This window comes from Marinovum sp. 2_MG-2023 (assembly GCF_030548265.1).
Taxonomy (GTDB): domain Bacteria; phylum Pseudomonadota; class Alphaproteobacteria; order Rhodobacterales; family Rhodobacteraceae; genus Marinovum.
The window spans coordinates 241,918-259,987 of the sequence record NZ_JAUOSD010000005.1 but is presented as its reverse complement, the minus strand read 5'-3'; the positions used below and the strand labels follow the sequence as shown (position 1 = coordinate 259,987).

The 18,070-nt window shown below is 60.0% G+C and carries 21 protein-coding genes; 8 read left to right on the top strand and 13 right to left on the bottom strand.

Annotation, left to right across the window (positions count from 1 at the left end):
* The first annotated feature begins 24 nt into the window (after positions 1-24).
* Positions 25-258 carry a hypothetical protein gene (locus Q4577_RS08755; protein ID WP_244688436.1) on the top strand — a complete coding sequence of 78 codons (234 nt, stop codon included), beginning with the start codon at positions 25-27 and terminating at the stop codon, positions 256-258.
* Positions 259-520: 262 nt separating this feature from the next.
* Here the strand turns inward: Q4577_RS08755 and rpsU are convergent, their stop codons facing one another.
* Positions 521-727 carry a 30S ribosomal protein S21 gene (gene rpsU / locus Q4577_RS08750; protein ID WP_008207378.1) on the bottom strand — a complete coding sequence of 69 codons (207 nt, stop codon included), beginning with the start codon at positions 725-727 and terminating at the stop codon, positions 521-523.
* A gap of 115 nt (positions 728-842) precedes the next feature.
* Here rpsU and Q4577_RS08745 point away from each other — a divergent pair, with 115 nt between their 5' ends.
* Genes Q4577_RS08745 through Q4577_RS08735 form a run of 3 tightly spaced genes read left to right on the top strand, consistent with a single transcriptional unit; the run spans position 843 to position 3,197 of the window.
* On the top strand, positions 843-1,529 hold the full coding sequence (locus tag Q4577_RS08745) for a COQ9 family protein (RefSeq protein WP_303469357.1): 687 nt from the start codon (positions 843-845) through the stop codon (positions 1,527-1,529).
* A gap of 10 nt (positions 1,530-1,539) precedes the next feature.
* A complete protein-coding gene (locus Q4577_RS08740) occupies positions 1,540-2,526 on the top strand; it encodes an NAD(P)H-quinone oxidoreductase (protein ID WP_303469356.1) in 987 nt (328 codons plus the stop codon).
* Entirely contained in the window at positions 2,523-3,197 is a 675-nt protein-coding gene (locus tag Q4577_RS08735) for a class I SAM-dependent methyltransferase (RefSeq protein WP_244688429.1), read from the top strand. The genes Q4577_RS08740 and Q4577_RS08735 overlap by 4 nt, the downstream gene beginning before the upstream one ends.
* 117 nt (positions 3,198-3,314) lie before the next feature.
* Here Q4577_RS08735 and Q4577_RS08730 read toward each other — a convergent pair whose 3' ends face one another.
* The 3 genes from Q4577_RS08730 to Q4577_RS08720 form a co-directional block, all read right to left on the bottom strand.
* A complete protein-coding gene (locus Q4577_RS08730) occupies positions 3,315-3,938 on the bottom strand; it encodes a hypothetical protein (protein WP_303469354.1) in 624 nt (207 codons plus the stop codon).
* A gap of 222 nt (positions 3,939-4,160) precedes the next feature.
* Positions 4,161-5,060: an SHOCT domain-containing protein gene (locus Q4577_RS08725; RefSeq protein ID WP_303469353.1), complete on the bottom strand. Its 900-nt coding sequence runs from the start codon at positions 5,058-5,060 to the stop codon at positions 4,161-4,163.
* Between the two features lie 128 nt (positions 5,061-5,188).
* Positions 5,189-5,803 (bottom strand): ribonuclease T2, encoded by a 615-nt coding sequence (locus Q4577_RS08720; RefSeq protein ID WP_244688925.1) that lies wholly within the window; start codon positions 5,801-5,803, stop codon positions 5,189-5,191.
* A gap of 161 nt (positions 5,804-5,964) precedes the next feature.
* Between Q4577_RS08720 and Q4577_RS08715 the strand changes: the two genes are divergently transcribed.
* Together Q4577_RS08715 and Q4577_RS08710 are read left to right on the top strand one after the other, a co-directional pair.
* Positions 5,965-6,723, top strand: coding sequence for a DUF1013 domain-containing protein (locus Q4577_RS08715; protein ID WP_244688421.1), 759 nt, complete (start codon positions 5,965-5,967; stop codon positions 6,721-6,723).
* 212 nt (positions 6,724-6,935) lie between these two features.
* Entirely contained in the window at positions 6,936-7,406 is a 471-nt protein-coding gene (locus Q4577_RS08710; protein ID WP_303469351.1) for a hypothetical protein, read from the top strand.
* Between the two features lie 84 nt (positions 7,407-7,490).
* Here the strand turns inward: Q4577_RS08710 and Q4577_RS08705 are convergent, their stop codons facing one another.
* Positions 7,491-8,090: a 2-hydroxychromene-2-carboxylate isomerase gene (locus tag Q4577_RS08705; protein WP_303469349.1), complete on the bottom strand. Its 600-nt coding sequence runs from the start codon at positions 8,088-8,090 to the stop codon at positions 7,491-7,493.
* Between the two features lie 98 nt (positions 8,091-8,188).
* Between Q4577_RS08705 and Q4577_RS08700 the strand changes: the two genes are divergently transcribed.
* Positions 8,189-9,208 (top strand): ribose-phosphate pyrophosphokinase, encoded by a 1,020-nt coding sequence (locus tag Q4577_RS08700; RefSeq protein WP_244688415.1) that lies wholly within the window; start codon positions 8,189-8,191, stop codon positions 9,206-9,208.
* Positions 9,209-9,352: 144 nt separating this feature from the next.
* On the opposite strand, the gene Q4577_RS08695 is transcribed toward Q4577_RS08700, so the two are convergent.
* From Q4577_RS08695 to rpsA, 4 genes are all read right to left on the bottom strand, one after another.
* Complete coding sequence (locus Q4577_RS08695; RefSeq protein ID WP_303469347.1) at positions 9,353-10,030, bottom strand: phosphoribosylanthranilate isomerase; 678 nt, start codon at positions 10,028-10,030, stop codon at positions 9,353-9,355.
* Between the two features lie 13 nt (positions 10,031-10,043).
* Positions 10,044-10,394 carry a LapA family protein gene (locus tag Q4577_RS08690; protein ID WP_303469345.1) on the bottom strand — a complete coding sequence of 117 codons (351 nt, stop codon included), beginning with the start codon at positions 10,392-10,394 and terminating at the stop codon, positions 10,044-10,046.
* 9 nt (positions 10,395-10,403) lie between these two features.
* A complete protein-coding gene (gene ihfB, locus Q4577_RS08685) occupies positions 10,404-10,685 on the bottom strand; it encodes an integration host factor subunit beta (protein ID WP_244688413.1) in 282 nt (93 codons plus the stop codon).
* A gap of 349 nt (positions 10,686-11,034) precedes the next feature.
* The gene (gene rpsA / locus Q4577_RS08680) at positions 11,035-12,714 is read right to left on the bottom strand and encodes a 30S ribosomal protein S1 (RefSeq protein ID WP_244688411.1); all 1,680 of its coding nucleotides are present in this window, start codon (positions 12,712-12,714) and stop codon (positions 11,035-11,037) included.
* A gap of 293 nt (positions 12,715-13,007) precedes the next feature.
* Here rpsA and Q4577_RS08675 point away from each other — a divergent pair, with 293 nt between their 5' ends.
* Positions 13,008-13,514 (top strand): isoprenylcysteine carboxylmethyltransferase family protein, encoded by a 507-nt coding sequence (locus Q4577_RS08675; protein ID WP_303469344.1) that lies wholly within the window; start codon positions 13,008-13,010, stop codon positions 13,512-13,514.
* Positions 13,515-13,521: 7 nt separating this feature from the next.
* Here Q4577_RS08675 and Q4577_RS08670 read toward each other — a convergent pair whose 3' ends face one another.
* The 4 genes from Q4577_RS08670 to aroA form a co-directional block, all read right to left on the bottom strand.
* On the bottom strand, positions 13,522-14,667 hold the full coding sequence (locus Q4577_RS08670) for a hypothetical protein (protein WP_303469343.1): 1,146 nt from the start codon (positions 14,665-14,667) through the stop codon (positions 13,522-13,524).
* On the bottom strand, positions 14,615-15,607 hold the full coding sequence (locus Q4577_RS08665; protein ID WP_303469342.1) for an aldo/keto reductase: 993 nt from the start codon (positions 15,605-15,607) through the stop codon (positions 14,615-14,617). The genes Q4577_RS08670 and Q4577_RS08665 overlap by 53 nt, the downstream gene beginning before the upstream one ends.
* Positions 15,608-15,609: 2 nt before the next feature.
* Positions 15,610-16,227 carry a d(CMP) kinase gene (locus tag Q4577_RS08660; RefSeq protein ID WP_244688401.1) on the bottom strand — a complete coding sequence of 206 codons (618 nt, stop codon included), beginning with the start codon at positions 16,225-16,227 and terminating at the stop codon, positions 15,610-15,612.
* A 405-nt stretch (positions 16,228-16,632) separates the two neighbouring features.
* On the bottom strand, positions 16,633-17,982 hold the full coding sequence (gene aroA / locus Q4577_RS08655) for a 3-phosphoshikimate 1-carboxyvinyltransferase (protein WP_303469367.1): 1,350 nt from the start codon (positions 17,980-17,982) through the stop codon (positions 16,633-16,635).
* Positions 17,983-18,070: the final 88 nt, after the last annotated feature.

Here is an 18,070-nt window from a genome sequence, read left to right as displayed (position 1 = left end):
AGACATCGAAAATAGGAGACTAACATGAAAAATATCATCGCAATCACCGCCCTCGCCCTGGCTGGCTTCGCAACAACCGCATCCGCCATGACCCAGTCGACCACCGGCAACCTGCAGCAAATCGAACGCTATGCACCGAATGCCGATCTGTCGAACCTCAGCGACGAGCGCGTGGCTCTGATCCTGGCGACAATCCACTCCGGCGACAGCGACAGCGAAGTTCGTTCCACCGTCCGTTCGCTCGTGGCCGGCAGCTGAGCTGACCCCTACGACCCGCGCTGAACGCGCATTGTCTTGCCGGAGCAATCCGGCGTGACCGACAGACCGGCCTCAAGGCCGGTCTTTCTAATTTGGCCCCCGGAACATCCAGGGGCATTCAGGGGTATTGTTGGCCCCATGGCCCATTGGCCCGCAGCGCACACACCAAAGGTGTGATTTCAAATTTCCCCCCCAAAAAACGACAAACCCCCGAAGCGGCTGCCCGGGGGTCGTCTTACTTTGTGTCCAAAGCTGGAAATGCTTAGAGCATCCCTTCGCGCTGGGCTTTCTTACGTGCCAGTTTCCGGGCACGGCGGATCGCTTCAGCTTTCTCGCGCGCTTTTTTCTCGGACGGTTTCTCGAAATGTTGCTTGAGCTTCATTTCACGAAAAACGCCTTCACGCTGCAGCTTTTTCTTCAGGGCACGAAGCGCCTGATCGACATTGTTGTCGCGAACACTAACCTGCATGTGGTTTTCACCACCTTTCTAAGTTGAAGTTGCAAGGATTTGCAGGAGTGCGCCGTATAGCAAAGCCCGAATGACTTGTCTACTATTGCCTGTGACAGGCACAGGAGGGTGTGACATGACCGACCCGAAGGAACAATTGCTGGACGCGGCCCTGGCGCATGTGGCGTTTGACGGCTGGGGCGACGACACATTCCGGGCCGCGATCGAGGACAGCGGTGTCAATGAAACCGTGGCCCGCGCCATTTGTCCGCGCGGCGCGGTCGATCTGGCGCTGGCGTTTCATCGGCGCGGCGATGCCGCCATGGTGGCGCGGTTGCACAGCACAGATCTGGCGGGCATGCGGTTTCGCGACCGGATCGCATTTGCGGTGCGCGCCCGGCTGGAGGCGGTCACCGACAAAGAGGCGGTGCGCCGCGGCACGACGCTGTTTTCGCTGCCCCATCATGCGGCAGACGGTGCTCGGGCGATCTGGGACACCTGTGACGCGATCTGGACCACATTGGGCGACACTTCGGACGATGTGAACTGGTACACGAAACGCGCGACCCTCAGCGCGGTTTACGGCGCGACAGTACTGTATTGGCTGGGCGATGACACGCCGGACCACAGCGCCACCTGGGAATTTCTGGACCGCCGGATTGACAATGTGATGCAGGTCGAGAAGCTGAAGGCACAGGTGCAGGAGCACCCGCTGTTGTCGAAATTGATGGCGGGGCCCAACGCGGTTCTGGCGAATATTCGCGCCCCTCAAATGCCCGACGACCTGCCCGGTCGGTGGACACAGCGCAGCAGTGATACATAGAGGACAGCAGATGAGCGAAACGATGTTGGCGGTGGAAATCACCGAACCCGGCGGGCCGGACGTGCTGAAAACAACCAGCCGCCCCCGCCCCACCCCGCGCGCGGATGAGGTGGTGATTCGTGTGGCCTGGGCCGGGGTGAACCGCCCTGATGCGCTGCAACGCGCCGGCAAATATGCCCCGCCGCCGACGGCCAGCGATCTGCCGGGGCTTGAGGCCTCTGGCGAGGTTGTGGCGCTTGGCGATGGCGTCAGCGACTGGCAGATCGGCGATCAGGTCTGTGCGCTGTTGCCCGGCGGTGGATATGCCGAATATGTCGCCACCCCGGCGGCGCATTGCCTGCCGGTGCCCAAGGGGATGGACCTGCGCGAAGCGGCCTGTTTGCCGGAAACTTTCTTTACCGTCTGGTCCAATGTTTTCATGCGCGGCGGCTTGCATGCCGGAGAGCGGTTTCTGGTGCATGGCGGATCATCCGGCATCGGCACCACCGCGATCCAGCTGGCCAACCACTTTGGCGCGCGGGTGTTTGCCACGGCCGGATCGGCAGAGAAGTGCAAGGCCTGTCGCGATCTGGGCGCGGAACAGGCGATCAACTATCGCGAGGCAGATTTTGTCGAGGTTCTGCGCGCCGAGGGCGGCGCCGATCTGATCCTCGATATGGTGGGCGGCGATTACATCCCCCGCAACCTCAAGGCGCTGGCCGATGAAGGCCGTTTGGTGCAGATCGCCTTCTTGCAGGGACCAAAGGCCGAGGTGAATTTCGCGCCATTGATGATGCGGCGCCAGACCATCACCGGATCCACCCTGCGGCCGCAATCCGATCTGGCAAAGGCCCGTATCGCCGCCGCATTGCGCGAACAGGTCTGGCCATTGCTGGACGCGGGCCGCATTGTCCCGGTGATGGACAGCGAATTTCCATTGACCGATGCCGCCGCCGCCCATGCCCGCATGGAGGCCAGCAATCACATTGGCAAAATCGTGTTGAAGGTGCGTTCATGAGTGAAGACCAACCCGAACGCGTGACGCCGCTGACCCTGCTTCAGGAACATGCGGTCCGCGACAGTTTCGAAACATTTCTGCCGCATATGTCCGCATCAATGCTCTATCCGCGCAAGGCGTGGCTGCGGAAATACTGCGTGAAACAGGCACTGGCGGCGCATGGCATCGCGGGGCTTTACGCGGAATTTGGTGTCTGGCGCGGGCATGGCGTCAACCTGTTTGCGCGCATGCTGACCGAGGCAGGCGGCCATGTCACCGGCTTTGACAGTTTCGAGGGGCTGGAAGAAGACTGGACCGGCCATGCCAAAGGCGGCGAAACCGGTCGTTATGACCTGGGCGGGGTGCTGCCAGAGGTGCGGCCCAATGTGACGCTGGTCAAGGGCTGGGTGCAGGACACCGTGCCGGGCTGGTTGGCCCAACAGGGCGACGCGCCCTTTGCGCTGGCGCATTTCGACATGGACACCTATACGCCCACGGCCTTTGTGCTGCGGGAAATCCGGTCACGCTTGGTGGCGGGCACGGTGATCCTGTTTGACGAGCTTTACGGCTATCCCGGCTGGCGCCATCACGAATACAAAGCCCTGCAAGAGGTCTTGCCGGACGACAGTTATCGCTTTGTCGGATTTTCGGAGCAGGCGGTGGCCATCCAGATGCTGCGGGCGCCGGAATAACCGGGCTGATCCCTTTGCGCCCGAAACCAACCGTCTGGCGCTGGCAGACATCAAGGATTTCGGGCGCACCAGATGATGCAGAAACAAGACCCCCGCCCGCGGCGGGGGGGCACGCGCTCAGGCCAGCGCCGCGCCATCGTTGGCTTCGGCATCAGCCGTGCGACGCGCCTGACGCTGTTGCGCGGTCCAGATCACCATCCCGACCTGCGGCTCGATCAGGGCAATCAGCGCCGCCATGCGCCCGGAAATACGGCGACGGCGGGACAATCCCATACGGGACATGAACGACCGGACCTCTACCGCCGAAAGCGGCGACGCGGCGGCGTCTTCGACGGTGATGTCAAACCGCACCCGCCCCATCAGAAGATCCCGGCACAGCGCCCGGATATCCGCACTGCGCAACCGCAGGGCGTCGCATCGCGACCAGGCATCCCGCGCCCGATCAAAGGCCATCGCCGGGTCATGGCCCACCGCATGAAACGCCAACGGGCGCTGCACATGGGTGATCAGCCAGATAATCTGGCCATCTTCGGTCAGCCCCCGCCGGGCCATCATCAACCCACAGTCCGAGTCCACGGCAAAGGAATTGTCGACCCACATCCGAACCCAGCTTTCGTTGTGCCGTTCGATGTCACCGGGGGTCTGTTTGAAACCGGGAAATTCGGCAGAGAACAACTTGCGTTCCACTGCGAGACGCGCCTTGCGCTCTGCCGCTTTTTTGGTGCTGAAAATTTGTCGCATGAATCACCTCGTAAAAACGAACATCGCGCCAAACAGTGGAAATCTGACTAACAAACAAAAAGCACACGGCGCGATGCCCATGGGTGACAGGATGCCCTTTGCCGTTGCGTCACACCAGTCAGGGATTCCCGACCCCCGGCCCGGTTGCCACCGTGAAAATGCACAACGCCGCCCCTTTTCAGGCGCGGCGCAGCAGTATTCATTTGGCTATTGGCGTCTGGATCACAGACGTGACAACAGTTCCGCTTTCTTGGTCTCGAACTCGGACTCGGACAATATGCCGCCCTGCTTCAACTCAGCAAGTTTCTGGATCAATGCAATGATCTGACCTGAATCGACGCCGCCGCCGACCGGGGGCTCAGATGCCGGTGCCGACTGCGGCAGATCCATCGCCGGGGAAAACGACGTCGCGTCCGGCATGGCCGGCTGGGCGTAGTTGTCTTCCATCGGGGCTGGTTGGTTCGTCATCGGCGCTTGTTGCGGGGTCTGTTGCGGGGCCTGTTGCCCCATGTCACCGCCCAAGGAAACACGTGGCAAATCCGCAACCCGGACCAGACCATATTGGCTGGTAAATGTCACCGATTGATCGCCGCTTTGCTGCTGCGAAAAGCCAGAGATATTGTGATCGCCGATGTCGAAAACTTCGATGCCACGGCCGATATCAATCGCCAGACGACGGGTCTGGGGAAATACGGCGTAGCGCATATTGTTTTGTGAGCCAGAGGACGACGGCGACCCCAATTCGGCGGGCCAGGGTTCCGCATAACCGGACCCGGACACAAACAGGCTGGTGCCGTTGCCCTGGGACTGACTTTGCGACGACATCGGCTGCGCCGCAGGCATCGGCGCGAACATCTGGTTGTTGGCCAATGCATTCGAAAGCTCGTTGCACAGCGAGTCCACAGTGGCCTTCAGGCCATTATTGAACATGTCGCCAATCATGATCATGCCGCCCATCGACCATTGGCCCATCCCGCCAAGTTCCGGGTGATTGAACTGGGCCTGGGTGCCATGGCCATTGTTCACCGAAATCAAAAGCGATTCGATTGCATCGGTCGATTTGCCATAGCGGCCTGCTATGTCGTTGATAAGTCTTTGGCCTTCGGGTGTCAGACGTGACATCTCAACTTTCCATATATCACTGATGTGCGGGGTGCACGAAAGCGCACCTAACACTTTGCGACCGACGCCGCTACATCCGAATTTTCGCCCAAAATTACGCCGCTAAAGCGCATAAAATATGGGCGGAATCAGCGGATCGGCGTGAACATCGCATCGGTCATTCGGCAGTCGCGGATCACGTCACGGCCACAGGGGACCGGGCGCAATTCCTTGGACAGGCAAACGCGCGCTTCCTGAATATGACCATCCTTGCAGGTGATGGTGATCATGTCTGCTTCCAAGTTCGGATTGGCCTGCAAAAACGCTTCTTCGACCACCGATGCCGGAATTTTCACCGCTTTATCCAGCTTGCGAAAAATCTCGGGGCGGGTGATCGCCGCATAGGCGTCGCGCGAGGCGCGGAAATAGCCCGCCGCCGACAACCCCGAGCAAACGCCATGTTTTTTCCACTGATACCAGGCAAGCCCGGCCGTGCCCATGATGTCAGCCATATCGCCGGTCATACCCCGCGACGGCGCACGTTCCACCGTCGGGCAATACGACGGCCAGCCACGGTGAAACTGTGGCCACAGCCCATGCAACGTCCAGCCGAAATCATGCCGCGCTTCACATTGCTCTGATGCCTTTGCATCCCCTTCAAGCGCGCACCAATTCGGCGACCAGCTGAGCGCGAGCACGTAATAATCAAATTCACCCGATTTTTCACCATCGGCCGCAGCCGGAATTGGCAGCAAACCAGCCATACAGAACAACAGACACAAAGCAATCAAACGCATTTTCACTTCCCTTTCCGGCTTGACGCCACTATATAGCCCCCCAGTTCCCCGACAACGGAAACCGTCCCGGCCCCGCCAGGACAGCCCATCCAGGCGCCGGGAGAGATTTGTTCTAAGGAGACCGCAAAATGGCCAAACTGCTGCACCCCAAGGCGACCGCCGTCTGGCTGGTCGACAACACCACGCTGACATTCAAACAAATCGCCGATTTTTCCGGCATGCACGAGCTTGAGGTGCAGGGCATTGCGGACGGCGATGTCGCCGCCGGCGTCAAAGGGTTTGACCCGATTGCCAACAACCAGCTGACCCAGGCCGACATCGACAAGGCCCAGGCCGATCCGATGGTGCGCATGAAGCTGAAATTCAATGCCGCCGCCCATGACGAAGACAAACGCCGTGGCCCACGCTATACGCCGCTTTCGAAACGGCAGGACCGTCCCAACGCCATTCTCTGGCTGGTGAAATTTCACCCCGAACTGGCGGACAGCCAAATCGCCAAACTTGTCGGCACCACCAAACCGACAATCCAGACCATCCGCGAGCGCACCCATTGGAACATCGCCAATATGCAACCGATCGACCCGGTCGCATTGGGCCTGTGCCGCCAGAGCGAACTGGACGCCGCCGTGCAGAAGGCCGCCTCGAAACGCGCATCGGAAGGCACGGCCATGTCGGACGACGAACGCCGCAAGCTGCTGTCGACCGAACAAAGCCTGGGGATGAGCACCGAACCACGCATTCCGACCGCGATCGAAGGTCTGGAAACCTTCTCGCTGTCCGACAGCAATGATGATGACGAAGAAGAAGATACCAGCGATATCCTCGACGCGGACAGCTTCTTCAACCTGCCCAGCGGCGGCGAGGATGACGAAGACGAACAGCCCTGATCTGGTCATCTCCATCACCTGAAACACGACAAAGACCCCGGCGATCATCTCGCCGGGGTCTTTGTTTTCCAACCACTGCGCTCACATCTCGTAACGTTGGCGCGGGTTCCGGCCAGAGCGTCTGTCATTTCAACGACGCCTCCCCATCTCTGCTCCGCACGGCACAAGGAAACCGGGCATTAAAAACAACGGGACAGAGAAAAAGGAACCCGATGAGCAATATCAATAAAACTGACGCCGTTCACCTCATGCTGGCCGGACTTGTGGCAGAGCTGTCGTTCGAAGCCTATGCATGGCTGGTTTCGCCAGCGCTGTTTGGTGTGCAGCTGGAACCGGCCAATCTGGTGATCGGGCTGACCGGAATGGCGACAGGAACACAGCTCCCCTACGCCGCCGCCTTTGCCATTCATTTCCTGATTGGCATCTTCGGCTTTGCGGCCGCAGTATGGCTGGTGAAACGCGGAACGGGCCTGGGCCATGCCACGGCGGGGCTGATAACCGGGGTGGGCCTCTGGTTTGTTGCCCAAGGCATGCTTGCCCCGCTGATGGGACGCAGCTTCATGATGGGGTTCGGCGCCTATACGCAATCCTCTTTTGTCGGCCATGTCGGCATGACATTGATCGTTGCCATTGTCTGGCGGTGGCTGGCAACACGCCGCTCGGCCCAACCGCAACCGATCTGACACCGATCAAAAAAAGCGCCCACTTGGGGTGTCCCAAGTAGGCGCAATCTCATCGCGGTGAGGCTTGGTAGGCGGTTGCCGGCCTCAGAGCTTGCCTGCCAAATGCAGATCCAGATCCTCCAGCCGATCCTGACCAAAGAACCGCTGACCATCCTCGGTGACATAAAACGGCGCGCCGAACACCCCGGCCTCGACCGCGGCCTCCAGGTTGGCGGCATAGGTTTCCGCCCCGTCCAAAAGTCCGCTGTCGGCCAGCGCCGGATCAAATCCGCATTTTTCCAGCAGATCCCGGATCACATCGTCCTGCGCAATATCGCGATCTTCAACCCAAACGGCACGGGTAAACCCATGCGCCAGTGCCGCAAGATCGCCACCACCGGCCTTTTGCGCCGCGATAAGCGCATAAGACGACGGCGCCATATTGGTCGGGAAATGCGCCGGTTTCATGTTCAGCTTCACCCCCAGCTTCTTGGCGGTCCGCTCGATGTCCTGCAAACGATAGGCCTGCCGGTTTGGGTGGCGATCCTTTGGCGGCTGGCCCCCGGTGCGGGAAAACAGCGCCATGATGTCCAGTGGCCGATATGTCACCTGCGCGCCGTGACGGGCCGCAACCTCCTCCAGCCGCGTTCCGGCAAGATAGGTGAATGGCGAAATCGTCGCGAAGTAGTAATCAATTTGTCCCATGGTGCCTGCACTCCTGACCTGTGGCTTTTGCGGACGGTAACCGCGTGCTAAGCGAAGTCAACGTCACGAATCCTTTACCTTCCCTCAGGACCGAACGCATGCCCCAAATCATCGAACCGAAGCTCATGTCAGGCAACGCCAATTTGCCGCTGGCCAAATCCATCGCCCGTCGCATGTCCATGCACCGCGGCATGAACGTCGGTCTGGTCGACGCGCGGGTAGAACGGTTCAACGACCAGGAAATCTTTGTCGAAGTCTATGAAAACGTGCGCGGCGAGGACATGTTCATCATTCAGCCGACCTCGAATCCGGCCAACGACAATCTGATGGAACTCTTGATCATGGCCGACGCCCTGCGCCGGTCCTCCGCGTCACGGATCACCGCAGTGATCCCCTATTTCGGCTATGCCCGCCAGGACCGCCGGTCCAAGGCCCGGACGCCGATTTCCGCCAAACTGGTGGCAAACATGATCGTCGAAGCCGGGATCGAACGGGTGCTGACCATGGATCTGCATGCCGCCCAGATCCAGGGGTTCTTTGATATTCCGGTCGACAACCTCTATGCCAGCCCGATCTTTGCCCTGGATATCCGCGACCAGTTCAAGGACCAATTGGATGACATCATGATTGTGTCCCCCGATGTCGGCGGCGTGGCCCGGGCCCGGGAATTGGCCAAACGCATCAATGCGCCCCTGTCCATCGTGGACAAACGCCGCGAAAAGGCGGGCGAAGTTGCCGAAATGACCGTGATCGGCGATGTCAAAGGCAAGAAATGCATCATCGTCGATGACCTCTGCGATACGGCCGGGACGCTGTGCAAAGCCGCCGAAGTGCTGATGGAGGCTGGCGCAACCGAAGTGCACTCTTATATCTCGCACGGTGTTCTGTCCGGGCCTGCGGTGGATCGGATCAGCAAATCGGTGATGAAATCGCTGGTGATCACGGATTCCATCAACCCGACCCCGGCTGTTCAAAACACCAAGAACATCCGTATCGTGCCCACCGCGCCGATCTTTGCCCAGGCCATCCTGAACATCTGGAACGGCACATCTGTCTCATCTCTTTTCGAACATGAAACGCTGGAGCCGATTTACGAAGGCATGTATTCCGGCATCTAACCCCCCGCCCAGGGCGTAAGAACAGAAGAAGCGCGGCGCAGGTCCCGTCTTCTTCTGTTCAAAAATATCCCGGGGGTGAGGCCAAAGGCCGAGGGGGCTGGCCCCCTCTCTCCGACCAAAAGGCCAAATGCTTACTGCAACGACCTAGCGCAGTTTCGGCGGCGCCACCTTCAACTGCGGCGCGCTATTGGCTGCGGCCACAAAATCCGCGATTTTCTGCGCATCCTTGACGCCCGGTGCGCTTTCCACGCCGGAGGCAACATCCACTTGCCGGGCGCCGGTCATGGCGATGGCTTCGGCGACATTGGCGGGGGTCAGCCCCCCGGCCAGCATCCATGGCAGCGGCCAGCGCCGCCCGGCAATCAACCGCCAGTCAAACGCCAACCCATTGCCACCGGGCAGGATTGCGTCCTTCGGTGCCTTGGCATCCACCAAAAGCTGATCCGCCACACGGGCATAGACATCAAGTGCGGGCAAATCGTCGGGGCCCGCAACCCCAAGCACCTTGATCACCGGCAAGCCATAGCGCGCCTTGATTTCGTGCACGCGCTCCGGGCTTTCCTGGCCATGCAATTGCACCATATCGACCGGAACCACATCGGTGATCGCATCCAGCAGCGCATTGTCGGGGTTCACCACCAGAACAACCTTGGCAATTCCCGGCGGCACCTCCAGCGCCAGGGCGCGGGCCGTCTCGGGGTCTACATAGCGTGGCGATTTCGGAAAGAAGTTGAAACCGGCATAGCTCGCGCCAGCCTCGGCCACCGCAGTGACGTCCTGTGGCCGGGTCAGGCCACAGATCTTGGTTCGGATATGGGTCATATTGACGTATCGCTCAGCTGGCTTCGTCCAGAAGCGCCAGGACCTCGTCTTCGCCTTCATGCTTCTCATCACGCAGACGACGCAGCTCGCGTTTCATCTGCTTGATTTCGCTGTCTTTGCGCGCGCTTTCAGCCCGTTGCTTGAATTCACGCAGCCATTCCCAGACAAAGCCGATCAGCAGGCCCGCGGCCACACCGGCAATGATCACCGCGAACAGCGGCAGCGTGATGGATTGGTTCACCCCGGCCAGTTCCGCCAATCCCGGCGGCAGCAAGGTGAGCGTGACAAGACCGCGATTGGCCACTGCAACCGCAATAATGGCAAGCCCCACCACCGCCAGAAACGCATATTTGATATAGCGCATGTGTTCGTCTTACTTTCCGTTCAGGCGATCGCGCAGCAGTTTCCCGGTCTTGAAAAACGGCACATGTTTTTCTTCGACTTCGACGGCCTCGCCCGTGCGTGGGTTGCGACCGGTGCGCGCATCGCGTTGTTTCACCGAGAACGCACCAAAACCACGAAGTTCGACCCGATCCCCACGCGACATCGCGTCGGTGATCTCTTCGAATATCGTGTTTACGATACGCTCCACATCCCGTTGATAAAGATGCGGGTTTTCATCCGCAAGTTTCTGGATCAGTTCCGATCTGATCATCTGCGCCATCCCCCTTGAAACGGTTCGCGCGTTCATTGCCGCACAGCTAACTATAGGAAGATTGTACCGGTTCGGAAACATCCCTTGGCGGACCTTTGGCAGCAAACCGCCTGAAAATTCGCGATTTTTTTACGTTCCTCAGCGCGAGTGCACCAATATCACCTACAGCAGCGGTCAAATCCGCACATCGGTTGCGGTTTTGCCGCTATATTGATTCGCCTTGGAATTGGGCTTCCAGCACTGTCTGAAATTATCGCCACGCGGCTTCTGCCCAGTGCCGGATCATCCCATCGCAAAAAAAAGCCCCGGCGGTGTCGCCGGGGCTTTCCAGATTTCCAAAGCTCTTGGCTTACTCGTCGTCGGCTTTCAGAGCCGCGCCAAGGATATCGCCGAGCGATGCACCCGAATCGGAGGAACCATACTGTTCGACGGCCTCTTTCTCTTCTGCAATCTCACGCGCCTTGATCGACAGACCCAGACGGCGGGTCTTGGCGTCGACGTTGGTAACGCGCACGTCGATCTTGTTACCGACCGAGAAACGCTCTGGGCGCTGCTCTGCACGGTCACGCGACAGATCGGAGCGGCGGATGAAGGATTTCATGCCTTCGTATTCCACTTCGATGCCGCCATCTTCGATCGCGGTCACTTCGACGGTCACGATCGAGCCGCGCTTCACGCCGCCAACCGCTTCTGCGAACTTGTCGCCGCCCAGTGCCTTGATCGAGAGCGAGATACGCTCTTTCTCGATGTCGACTTCGGAGACCACGGCAGGAACGATGTCGCCCTTGCGGTAGTTCTGAATCGCATCTTCGCCACGTTCGTCCCACGACAGGTCCGAAAGGTGCACCATGCCGTCGATTTCGCCGGGAAGACCAATGAACAGACCGAATTCGGTGATGTTCTTGACTTCGCCTTCGACCTGCGTGCCCTCGGGGTGGGTTTCAGCGAACACTTCCCATGGGTTGCGCATGGTCTGCTTGAGACCCAGCGACACGCGGCGCTTGGCACCATCGATTTCCAGAACCATGACTTCGACTTCTTGCGAAGTGGACACGATTTTGCCGGGGTGCACGTTCTTTTTGGTCCAGGACATTTCGGACACGTGAACAAGACCCTCGACACCTGGTTCCAGCTCCACGAACGCACCGTAGTCGGTGATGTTGGTGACGCGACCGGTGTGTGTCGATTCCAGCGGGTATTTCGCGGCAACCAGATCCCATGGATCTTCTTGCAGCTGCTTCATACCAAGGCTGATACGGTGGGTTTCCTTGTTGATCTTGATGACTTGAACCTTGACGGTTTCGCCGATCGACAGGATCTCCGAAGGATGGTTCACACGGCGCCATGCCATGTCTGTGACGTGCAACAGGCCGTCCACACCGCCGAGATCGACAAACGCGCCGTATTCGGTGATGTTCTTGACCACACCGTCAACCGCTTGGCCTTCGGCCAGGTTGGCGATGACTTCGGCACGCTGTTCGGCACGCGATTCTTCAAGGATCGCACGACGCGACACAACGATGTTGCCACGACGACGGTCCATTTTCAGGATCTGGAACGGCTGCTTCAGACCCATCAATGGGCCCGCGTCACGCACGGGGCGCACGTCAACTTGCGAACCGGGCAAGAAGGCCACGGCGCCGCCAAGATCGACTGTGAAGCCACCTTTGACACGACCAAAGATCGCACCTTCGACGCGCTGGTCGTCGGCGTAGGCTTTTTCGAGACGGTCCCAGGCTTCTTCGCGACGGGCCATTTCGCGGCTGATGACGGCTTCGCCGCGGGCGTTTTCCGCCGAACGCAGGAAGACCTCGACATCGTCGCCAACCGAAATGTCGGGCGCTTCACCGGGATTTGCGAATTCTTTAAGCTCGACACGGCCTTCCATCTTGTAGCCGACGTCGATGATGGCTTGTCCCGCTTCAATTGCGATGACTTTGCCTTTGACAACAGACCCTTCTTCGGGTGTGTCCATTTCGAAGCTTTCGTTCAGGAGGGCTTCGAATTCCTCCATCGTTGTATCTGCCATGTGGCGTTAGATTCCTTTTTCAAGTCACTATGCTGGCCGGGTGGTTGTCTCCACCGGTCTTAATTGGTGCCCGCTTGCGCGGACCGGATTGGTCACGAAAGGCATCCGCAAAACAAAGAGGGCCGGTAGAATACTCCGACCCTGCCCGATTCTGCTGCGCGGCGTTATTTGCCTTATCGACGCGGGCGTCTATACGCCTATGGCCCCGGGTGTTCAAGAAAATTCACGCGCAGCGGGTTTTACTGTAGGCTGGCCGGAACAATTGCACTGCCAATAATTGATTCCGAGTAGGCATGACATCCCTTCGCCAATCCTCTCCCTCCTCTGATCCGCGCCCCGCCGCTGCGCATTCACATCCATGGAAAATTTCCGATGTGGTGATTTTTCCGATGATTGCGCTGGGTCTTATTCTGGAATGGCTCTGTCCGACCAGTTTCGGACTGGGCCGGACGTGGGCAGCAGTGATCGGTGCGGCGGGCGCATTCGTCGGGTTTCAGTTGGTGCAATGGTCGAAACGGACCTTGGACGCCGCGTCCCAGCCCAGCCTGCCGGGTGCGCCGACAACCGCTCTGGTCACGTGTGGTCCTTTCCGGTTTTCGCGCAATCCCAATTACCTTGGCGCCGTGGTCATGGTGACGGGCGGTGCGTTGGCGCTCGACACGTTTTGGGTGCTGGCGGCGGTCGTGCCGGTGGGAGTGATCCTTGATGTCTGGATGATCCGCCCGGAAGAGGCTTATCTTCAAGAACGCTTCGGCGACGCATATTCGGCGTACCGTCTGCGTACACGCCGCTGGATCTGATGCCTGTTCAGCAAATCCGGCGCAGGATCTCGGCCGCAATTTCCGCATCCGGGTCCGGCACCGTATCCTGTGGCACCTGATCGCGTTTCAGGCTCTTCCAACCGGTGGTGAGGCTGCGGCAATGGACAAAGCTCAGGCCCGCATGGGTGCGCCGCCGCAGGAATGGCAAACGCTCCATCCCGTGGATATCCCAGCTGAATCCACCCAACCGTTTTGACGGCGCCAGACACCATTTTGGCGGACAGGGTTTCGGCGGTTGCGCGGTATGGCTGTGATCCAGATGAGAAAACGGCCCGTCGCCGCCCGGCGCGGGGTACACCCAATGGCCTGCGATCTGAACAAACCCGATGCGCGAGGTCACCGCCGCATCAAACACACTGCCGCCGCGCGTCACAATCAACTCGTCCACATCACAGTTCAAAATTGCCCGCGCCTGCGCCAGAAACCGCAACCGGAGCACATTGAACAGGGCCGTCTGCATGTATTTTTCCGTCCGCCGATAGGGTTTCTTGCCCACCGGCCCGTATTTGAACGGCACGTCCAGCACCAAAAGCTTCTGCAATCCAACCGGGGCAAGGGCCGCCCGAATGTCATCCAGCCCATAGCTGCGAGAGCCATTGTCCATCACAATCAGCGCCTGCAATCCATGGGCCTCACGGTGATAGCGTGCATGGGTCACCAACCATTCAAGCGGGTTGTCCTTGGAAATCAGGAAGGCGGTGTTCAGCCCGGCAAACCCCTCCGGCGCGGCGGGGGACACGGCGCTTGTGCCGGTCCAGCCCTGCATCAGGATCGACAGTTGTTTCGGGCAGGTCGGCACCTCCAGCTCTGCCACATCATGGCGGGCATACCGGCGCAGACGCAAAAACCGCAGCGGCTGATCATCCCCCCGAAACACCGCCTTGCGAAACCCGGCGCGAAAATTATTGAGCGGCGGACAGATCAGGAACAGCCGGCCGGCAGACCAGATCGCATCATACCACAGGGTTTCACGATCCAATGCATCAAGGTATCCCTCTGGCTGGTATTTCGCCGCCAGGACCGTGTCACGCTTCATGTGATCCGGCAGGGTGAGTGAGGCGAAATCGCCGCTCATCGTCTCAGCAATACCGCTCAGGGCCGACATATTGGCCCGGGCTGTAGCGATCGCCATGTGCCCAGCCGACCGGCAGCGCCTCTTCAATCCGCAAGAGATCCTCTGCCGTCAGGGTCATCTCTGCGCCCCGCACGCATTGGCGGAAATGATCGACCGACCGGGTGCCCGGGATTGGAATGACATGATCGCCCTGCGCCAGGAGCCAGGCAATCGCCAGCGCCGCTGTCGGCTCGCCCATATCCGCCGCCAAGGCCCGCAACCGGTCTGACGCGGCAATATTGGCTTCGTAATTGGGCGAGGCGAAACGCGGATTGGTCTTCATCCACGCCAAAGAAGGCACACGGTCTTTGGTGATCGGCGTATCGGTCAGGAACGACCGCCCCACCGGCGAAAACGCCACCAACGCCGTGCCCTGACGTGCGCATTCCTGCACCATGCCCAGCTCTGGCGCGCGGCTGGCCAGTGAATATTCGTTCTGCACAGCAGCCACCGGCGCGATGGCCGCCGCACGCCGCAACGAGGCAGGGGCAATTTCGGAAAAGCCAAAGGCCTTGATCTTGCCCTTGGCCACCAATGCCGCCAAGGTTTCGGTCACCTCTTCGATGGCACGCGTCTCTTCCCGGCGGTGCACATAAAACAGATCCACCGCCTCAATTCCCAAACGCGTCAGGCTGGCGTCCAATTCCGCTTCAAGATGTTCAGCCGAATTGTCAAAACACCGGTTGCCATCCGCGTCCGTCGTGATGCCCGCCTTGGTCGCGATATGGAATTCCCCGCGCGCGGTGGGGTTGCTCTGAAAATACGCGCCAATCGCACGCTCCGAGCGCCCCATGCCATAGACATTCGACGTGTCGATATGGCTCACCCCCAGATCGCGGGCCGCATCCAGAATGGCCCAGGAATTTTCCTCGGTCGTCGGGCCGTAGAATTCGGCAAACGACATTGCACCAACGCCCATCACCGACACGTTGACACCTGCGATCTTGCGCTGTTGCATGGTTATTTTCCCTGTTCCTGTCGGGCACGGACCACGGCCAGGGCGGCGGCAAATGCCTCTTCGATGCTCATGTTCGTGGTATCGATATGGGCTGCGTCATCTGCCGGTCTCAGGGGCGCCTCGGTGCGCCCCATGTCGCGTTCATCCCGCGCGCGCACATCGGCCAGAACCACGTCAAAAGTGGTATCTGTCCCCTTTTGGCGCAATTCCTGAAACCGGCGCTCGGCACGCACCTCGGCGCTAGCGGTGACATATAATTTGGCCTCCGCATCGGGGCAGATCACGGTGCCAATGTCACGCCCATCCAGAACCGCCCCGCCATCCCGGCGCGCAAAAGCACGTTGGAAATCCACCAATGCGGCGCGGACCTCGGCCAAGACCGCCACTTTCGAGGCCGCCTGTGCAATCTCTGGCGTCCGCAGACCCGCGTAGTCCAGGTCTTCGGCCCGCAGCTCGGTAGCTGCTTGCAATGGGACAACACCCTCCAGCACCCGACGCCCAACCGCACGATACAGCAGTCCCGTGTCCAGATGCGCAAATCCCAATTCGCGCGCCAAAGCCTTGGACACTGTCCCCTTGCCCGAGGCGGCAGGCCCATCGACCGCAATTGTAAACGCCATGTGATCCTCTTTCCCTACGCCGTCTGCGGGTGAACACCCCGACCACAGGTCGCAGATTAGCCAATGCCCGACAGATGTTAAAGCGGCCATGGCCGGTCATATATTGCCGGTCATATATTCCGCGACGCACCTGCCGCCAAAACGCGCGCATGGCTGCAACAGACAATGCAGAAAACCGGCGGACCGAACAGATCCACGACCTGCCAATCGGTCACAAACCGCGCCACCGCATCACCAGACCGGCGTCAATTCCGATCCTCAACACCAATAGCGGCAGAGACCCGGTGTCGGGCGCACGGCGATCAAAGACCGCGCACGCCAACACCCTGCGCAACCAAAAACTTTCGCGCGACGGTCAGGACAAAACGATCCTGCCCATCGCGATATGTGTGCGATTCGAAGCGCCTATGCCTCGCGGCGACAATCCGCGCCAAGCGATGCCATCAATGGCTCGAATATCGGGAATGAGGTGGCAATCGGCGTGCCATCATCTACCCGCACCGGCGCTTTCGTCGACATGCCAAGCACCATGAACGACATGGCAATCCGGTGGTCCAGATGGCTGGCACAGGTCGCGCCGCCCGCAACCGTACCCGGCCCCTGCCCCGTCACACGCCACCAATCCGGCCCATCCTCGACCGTGACGCCACAGGCGCACAGACCGCTGGCCATCGCCTCGATCCGGTCGCTTTCCTTGACCCGCAATTCCTTGACCCCGGTCATATTGGTCACACCGGTCGCATTGGCGGCAACAACCGACAACACCGGATATTCGTCAATCATGCTCGCCGCGCGCTCTGGTGGCACGTCAATGCCCTTCATCTTGGGCGAGTATTTCGCCCGCAGGTCGGCCACTGGCTCTCCGCCTTCTTCGCGCATGTTCTCAAATGTCAGATCCGCGCCCATTTCCTGCAACGTGGTAAACAACCCCGCCCGCGTCGGGTTCAACCCGATCCCCGGCACCAACACGTCAGACCCCGGCGTGATCAGCGCAGCACAGACCGGAAACGCGGCAGACGACGGATCACGCGGCACAGCGATCACCTGCGGTTTCAATTCCGGTTGCCCGGTCAGGGTGATCACCCGCCCAGCTTCAGTAACCTCTGTGGTGATTGTGGCGCCAAATCCGGCCAACATCCGCTCGGTATGGTCGCGGGTGGCCTCTTTTTCGATCACCACCGTCTGGCCCGGCGCATTCAAACCGGCCAGCAAAACCGCCGACTTCACCTGGGCCGAGGGCACCGGAACCTCATATCGCACTGGGACGGGATCGGCCGCACCGACCAATGTCATGGGCAACCGCCCGCCGGATCGTCCAACCGATTGCGTCCCGAACAAAGCCAACGGATCTGTAACCCGCGCCATCGGCCGGCCATTCAGACTGGCGTCGCCGGTAAAGGTCACGGTGATGGGCGTGGTGGCCATCGACCCCATAATCAACCGCACACCTGTGCCGGAATTGCCGCAATCCAACACATTGTCCGGCTCGGAAAACCCGCCGACGCCGACGCCAAACACATGCCAGGTGCCGTCATCATCGCGCACGACCTCAGCGCCAAAGGCGCGCATCGCCTTGGCTGTGTCCAGCACATCCTCGCCTTCCAGCAAACCTGTCACAACGGTTTCACCAACCGCCATCGCCCCCAGGATCAGCGACCGGTGTGAAATCGACTTGTCGCCCGGAACCTCGGCCACGCCGGTCAGCGGGCCACAGGGGGTCGAGATCATCGGAATAGGCGTGCCATGACCAGACATGTCGGAAAATCCTTTGTTATCGCTCACGGACCTCTTAGCAAGCGCGCCGAAGGGGGTCCATCCCAGCTTGTCGGCCGTCGAAATTTTG

Excerpts from the sequence above, each read along its gene's own strand:
- Q4577_RS08755 (WP_244688436.1), top strand. The coding sequence starts at position 25 with ATGAAAAATATCATCGCAATCACCGCCCTCGCCCTGGCTGGCTTCGCA.
- rpsU (WP_008207378.1), bottom strand. The coding sequence starts at position 727 with ATGCAGGTTAGTGTTCGCGACAACAATGTCGATCAGGCGCTTCGTGCC.
- Q4577_RS08745 (WP_303469357.1), top strand. The coding sequence starts at position 843 with ATGACCGACCCGAAGGAACAATTGCTGGACGCGGCCCTGGCGCATGTG.
- Q4577_RS08740 (WP_303469356.1), top strand. The coding sequence starts at position 1,540 with ATGAGCGAAACGATGTTGGCGGTGGAAATCACCGAACCCGGCGGGCCG.
- Q4577_RS08735 (WP_244688429.1), top strand. The coding sequence starts at position 2,523 with ATGAGTGAAGACCAACCCGAACGCGTGACGCCGCTGACCCTGCTTCAG.
- Q4577_RS08730 (WP_303469354.1), bottom strand. The coding sequence starts at position 3,938 with ATGCGACAAATTTTCAGCACCAAAAAAGCGGCAGAGCGCAAGGCGCGT.
- Q4577_RS08725 (WP_303469353.1), bottom strand. The coding sequence starts at position 5,060 with ATGTCACGTCTGACACCCGAAGGCCAAAGACTTATCAACGACATAGCA.
- Q4577_RS08720 (WP_244688925.1), bottom strand. The coding sequence starts at position 5,803 with ATGGCTGGTTTGCTGCCAATTCCGGCTGCGGCCGATGGTGAAAAATCG.
- Q4577_RS08715 (WP_244688421.1), top strand. The coding sequence starts at position 5,965 with ATGGCCAAACTGCTGCACCCCAAGGCGACCGCCGTCTGGCTGGTCGAC.
- Q4577_RS08710 (WP_303469351.1), top strand. The coding sequence starts at position 6,936 with ATGAGCAATATCAATAAAACTGACGCCGTTCACCTCATGCTGGCCGGA.
- Q4577_RS08705 (WP_303469349.1), bottom strand. The coding sequence starts at position 8,090 with ATGGGACAAATTGATTACTACTTCGCGACGATTTCGCCATTCACCTAT.
- Q4577_RS08700 (WP_244688415.1), top strand. The coding sequence starts at position 8,189 with ATGCCCCAAATCATCGAACCGAAGCTCATGTCAGGCAACGCCAATTTG.
- Q4577_RS08695 (WP_303469347.1), bottom strand. The coding sequence starts at position 10,030 with ATGACCCATATCCGAACCAAGATCTGTGGCCTGACCCGGCCACAGGAC.
- Q4577_RS08690 (WP_303469345.1), bottom strand. The coding sequence starts at position 10,394 with ATGCGCTATATCAAATATGCGTTTCTGGCGGTGGTGGGGCTTGCCATT.
- ihfB (WP_244688413.1), bottom strand. The coding sequence starts at position 10,685 with ATGATCAGATCGGAACTGATCCAGAAACTTGCGGATGAAAACCCGCAT.
- rpsA (WP_244688411.1), bottom strand. The coding sequence starts at position 12,714 with ATGGCAGATACAACGATGGAGGAATTCGAAGCCCTCCTGAACGAAAGC.
- Q4577_RS08675 (WP_303469344.1), top strand. The coding sequence starts at position 13,008 with ATGACATCCCTTCGCCAATCCTCTCCCTCCTCTGATCCGCGCCCCGCC.
- Q4577_RS08670 (WP_303469343.1), bottom strand. The coding sequence starts at position 14,667 with ATGGCGATCGCTACAGCCCGGGCCAATATGTCGGCCCTGAGCGGTATT.
- Q4577_RS08665 (WP_303469342.1), bottom strand. The coding sequence starts at position 15,607 with ATGCAACAGCGCAAGATCGCAGGTGTCAACGTGTCGGTGATGGGCGTT.
- Q4577_RS08660 (WP_244688401.1), bottom strand. The coding sequence starts at position 16,227 with ATGGCGTTTACAATTGCGGTCGATGGGCCTGCCGCCTCGGGCAAGGGG.
- aroA (WP_303469367.1), bottom strand. The coding sequence starts at position 17,982 with ATGTCTGGTCATGGCACGCCTATTCCGATGATCTCGACCCCCTGTGGC.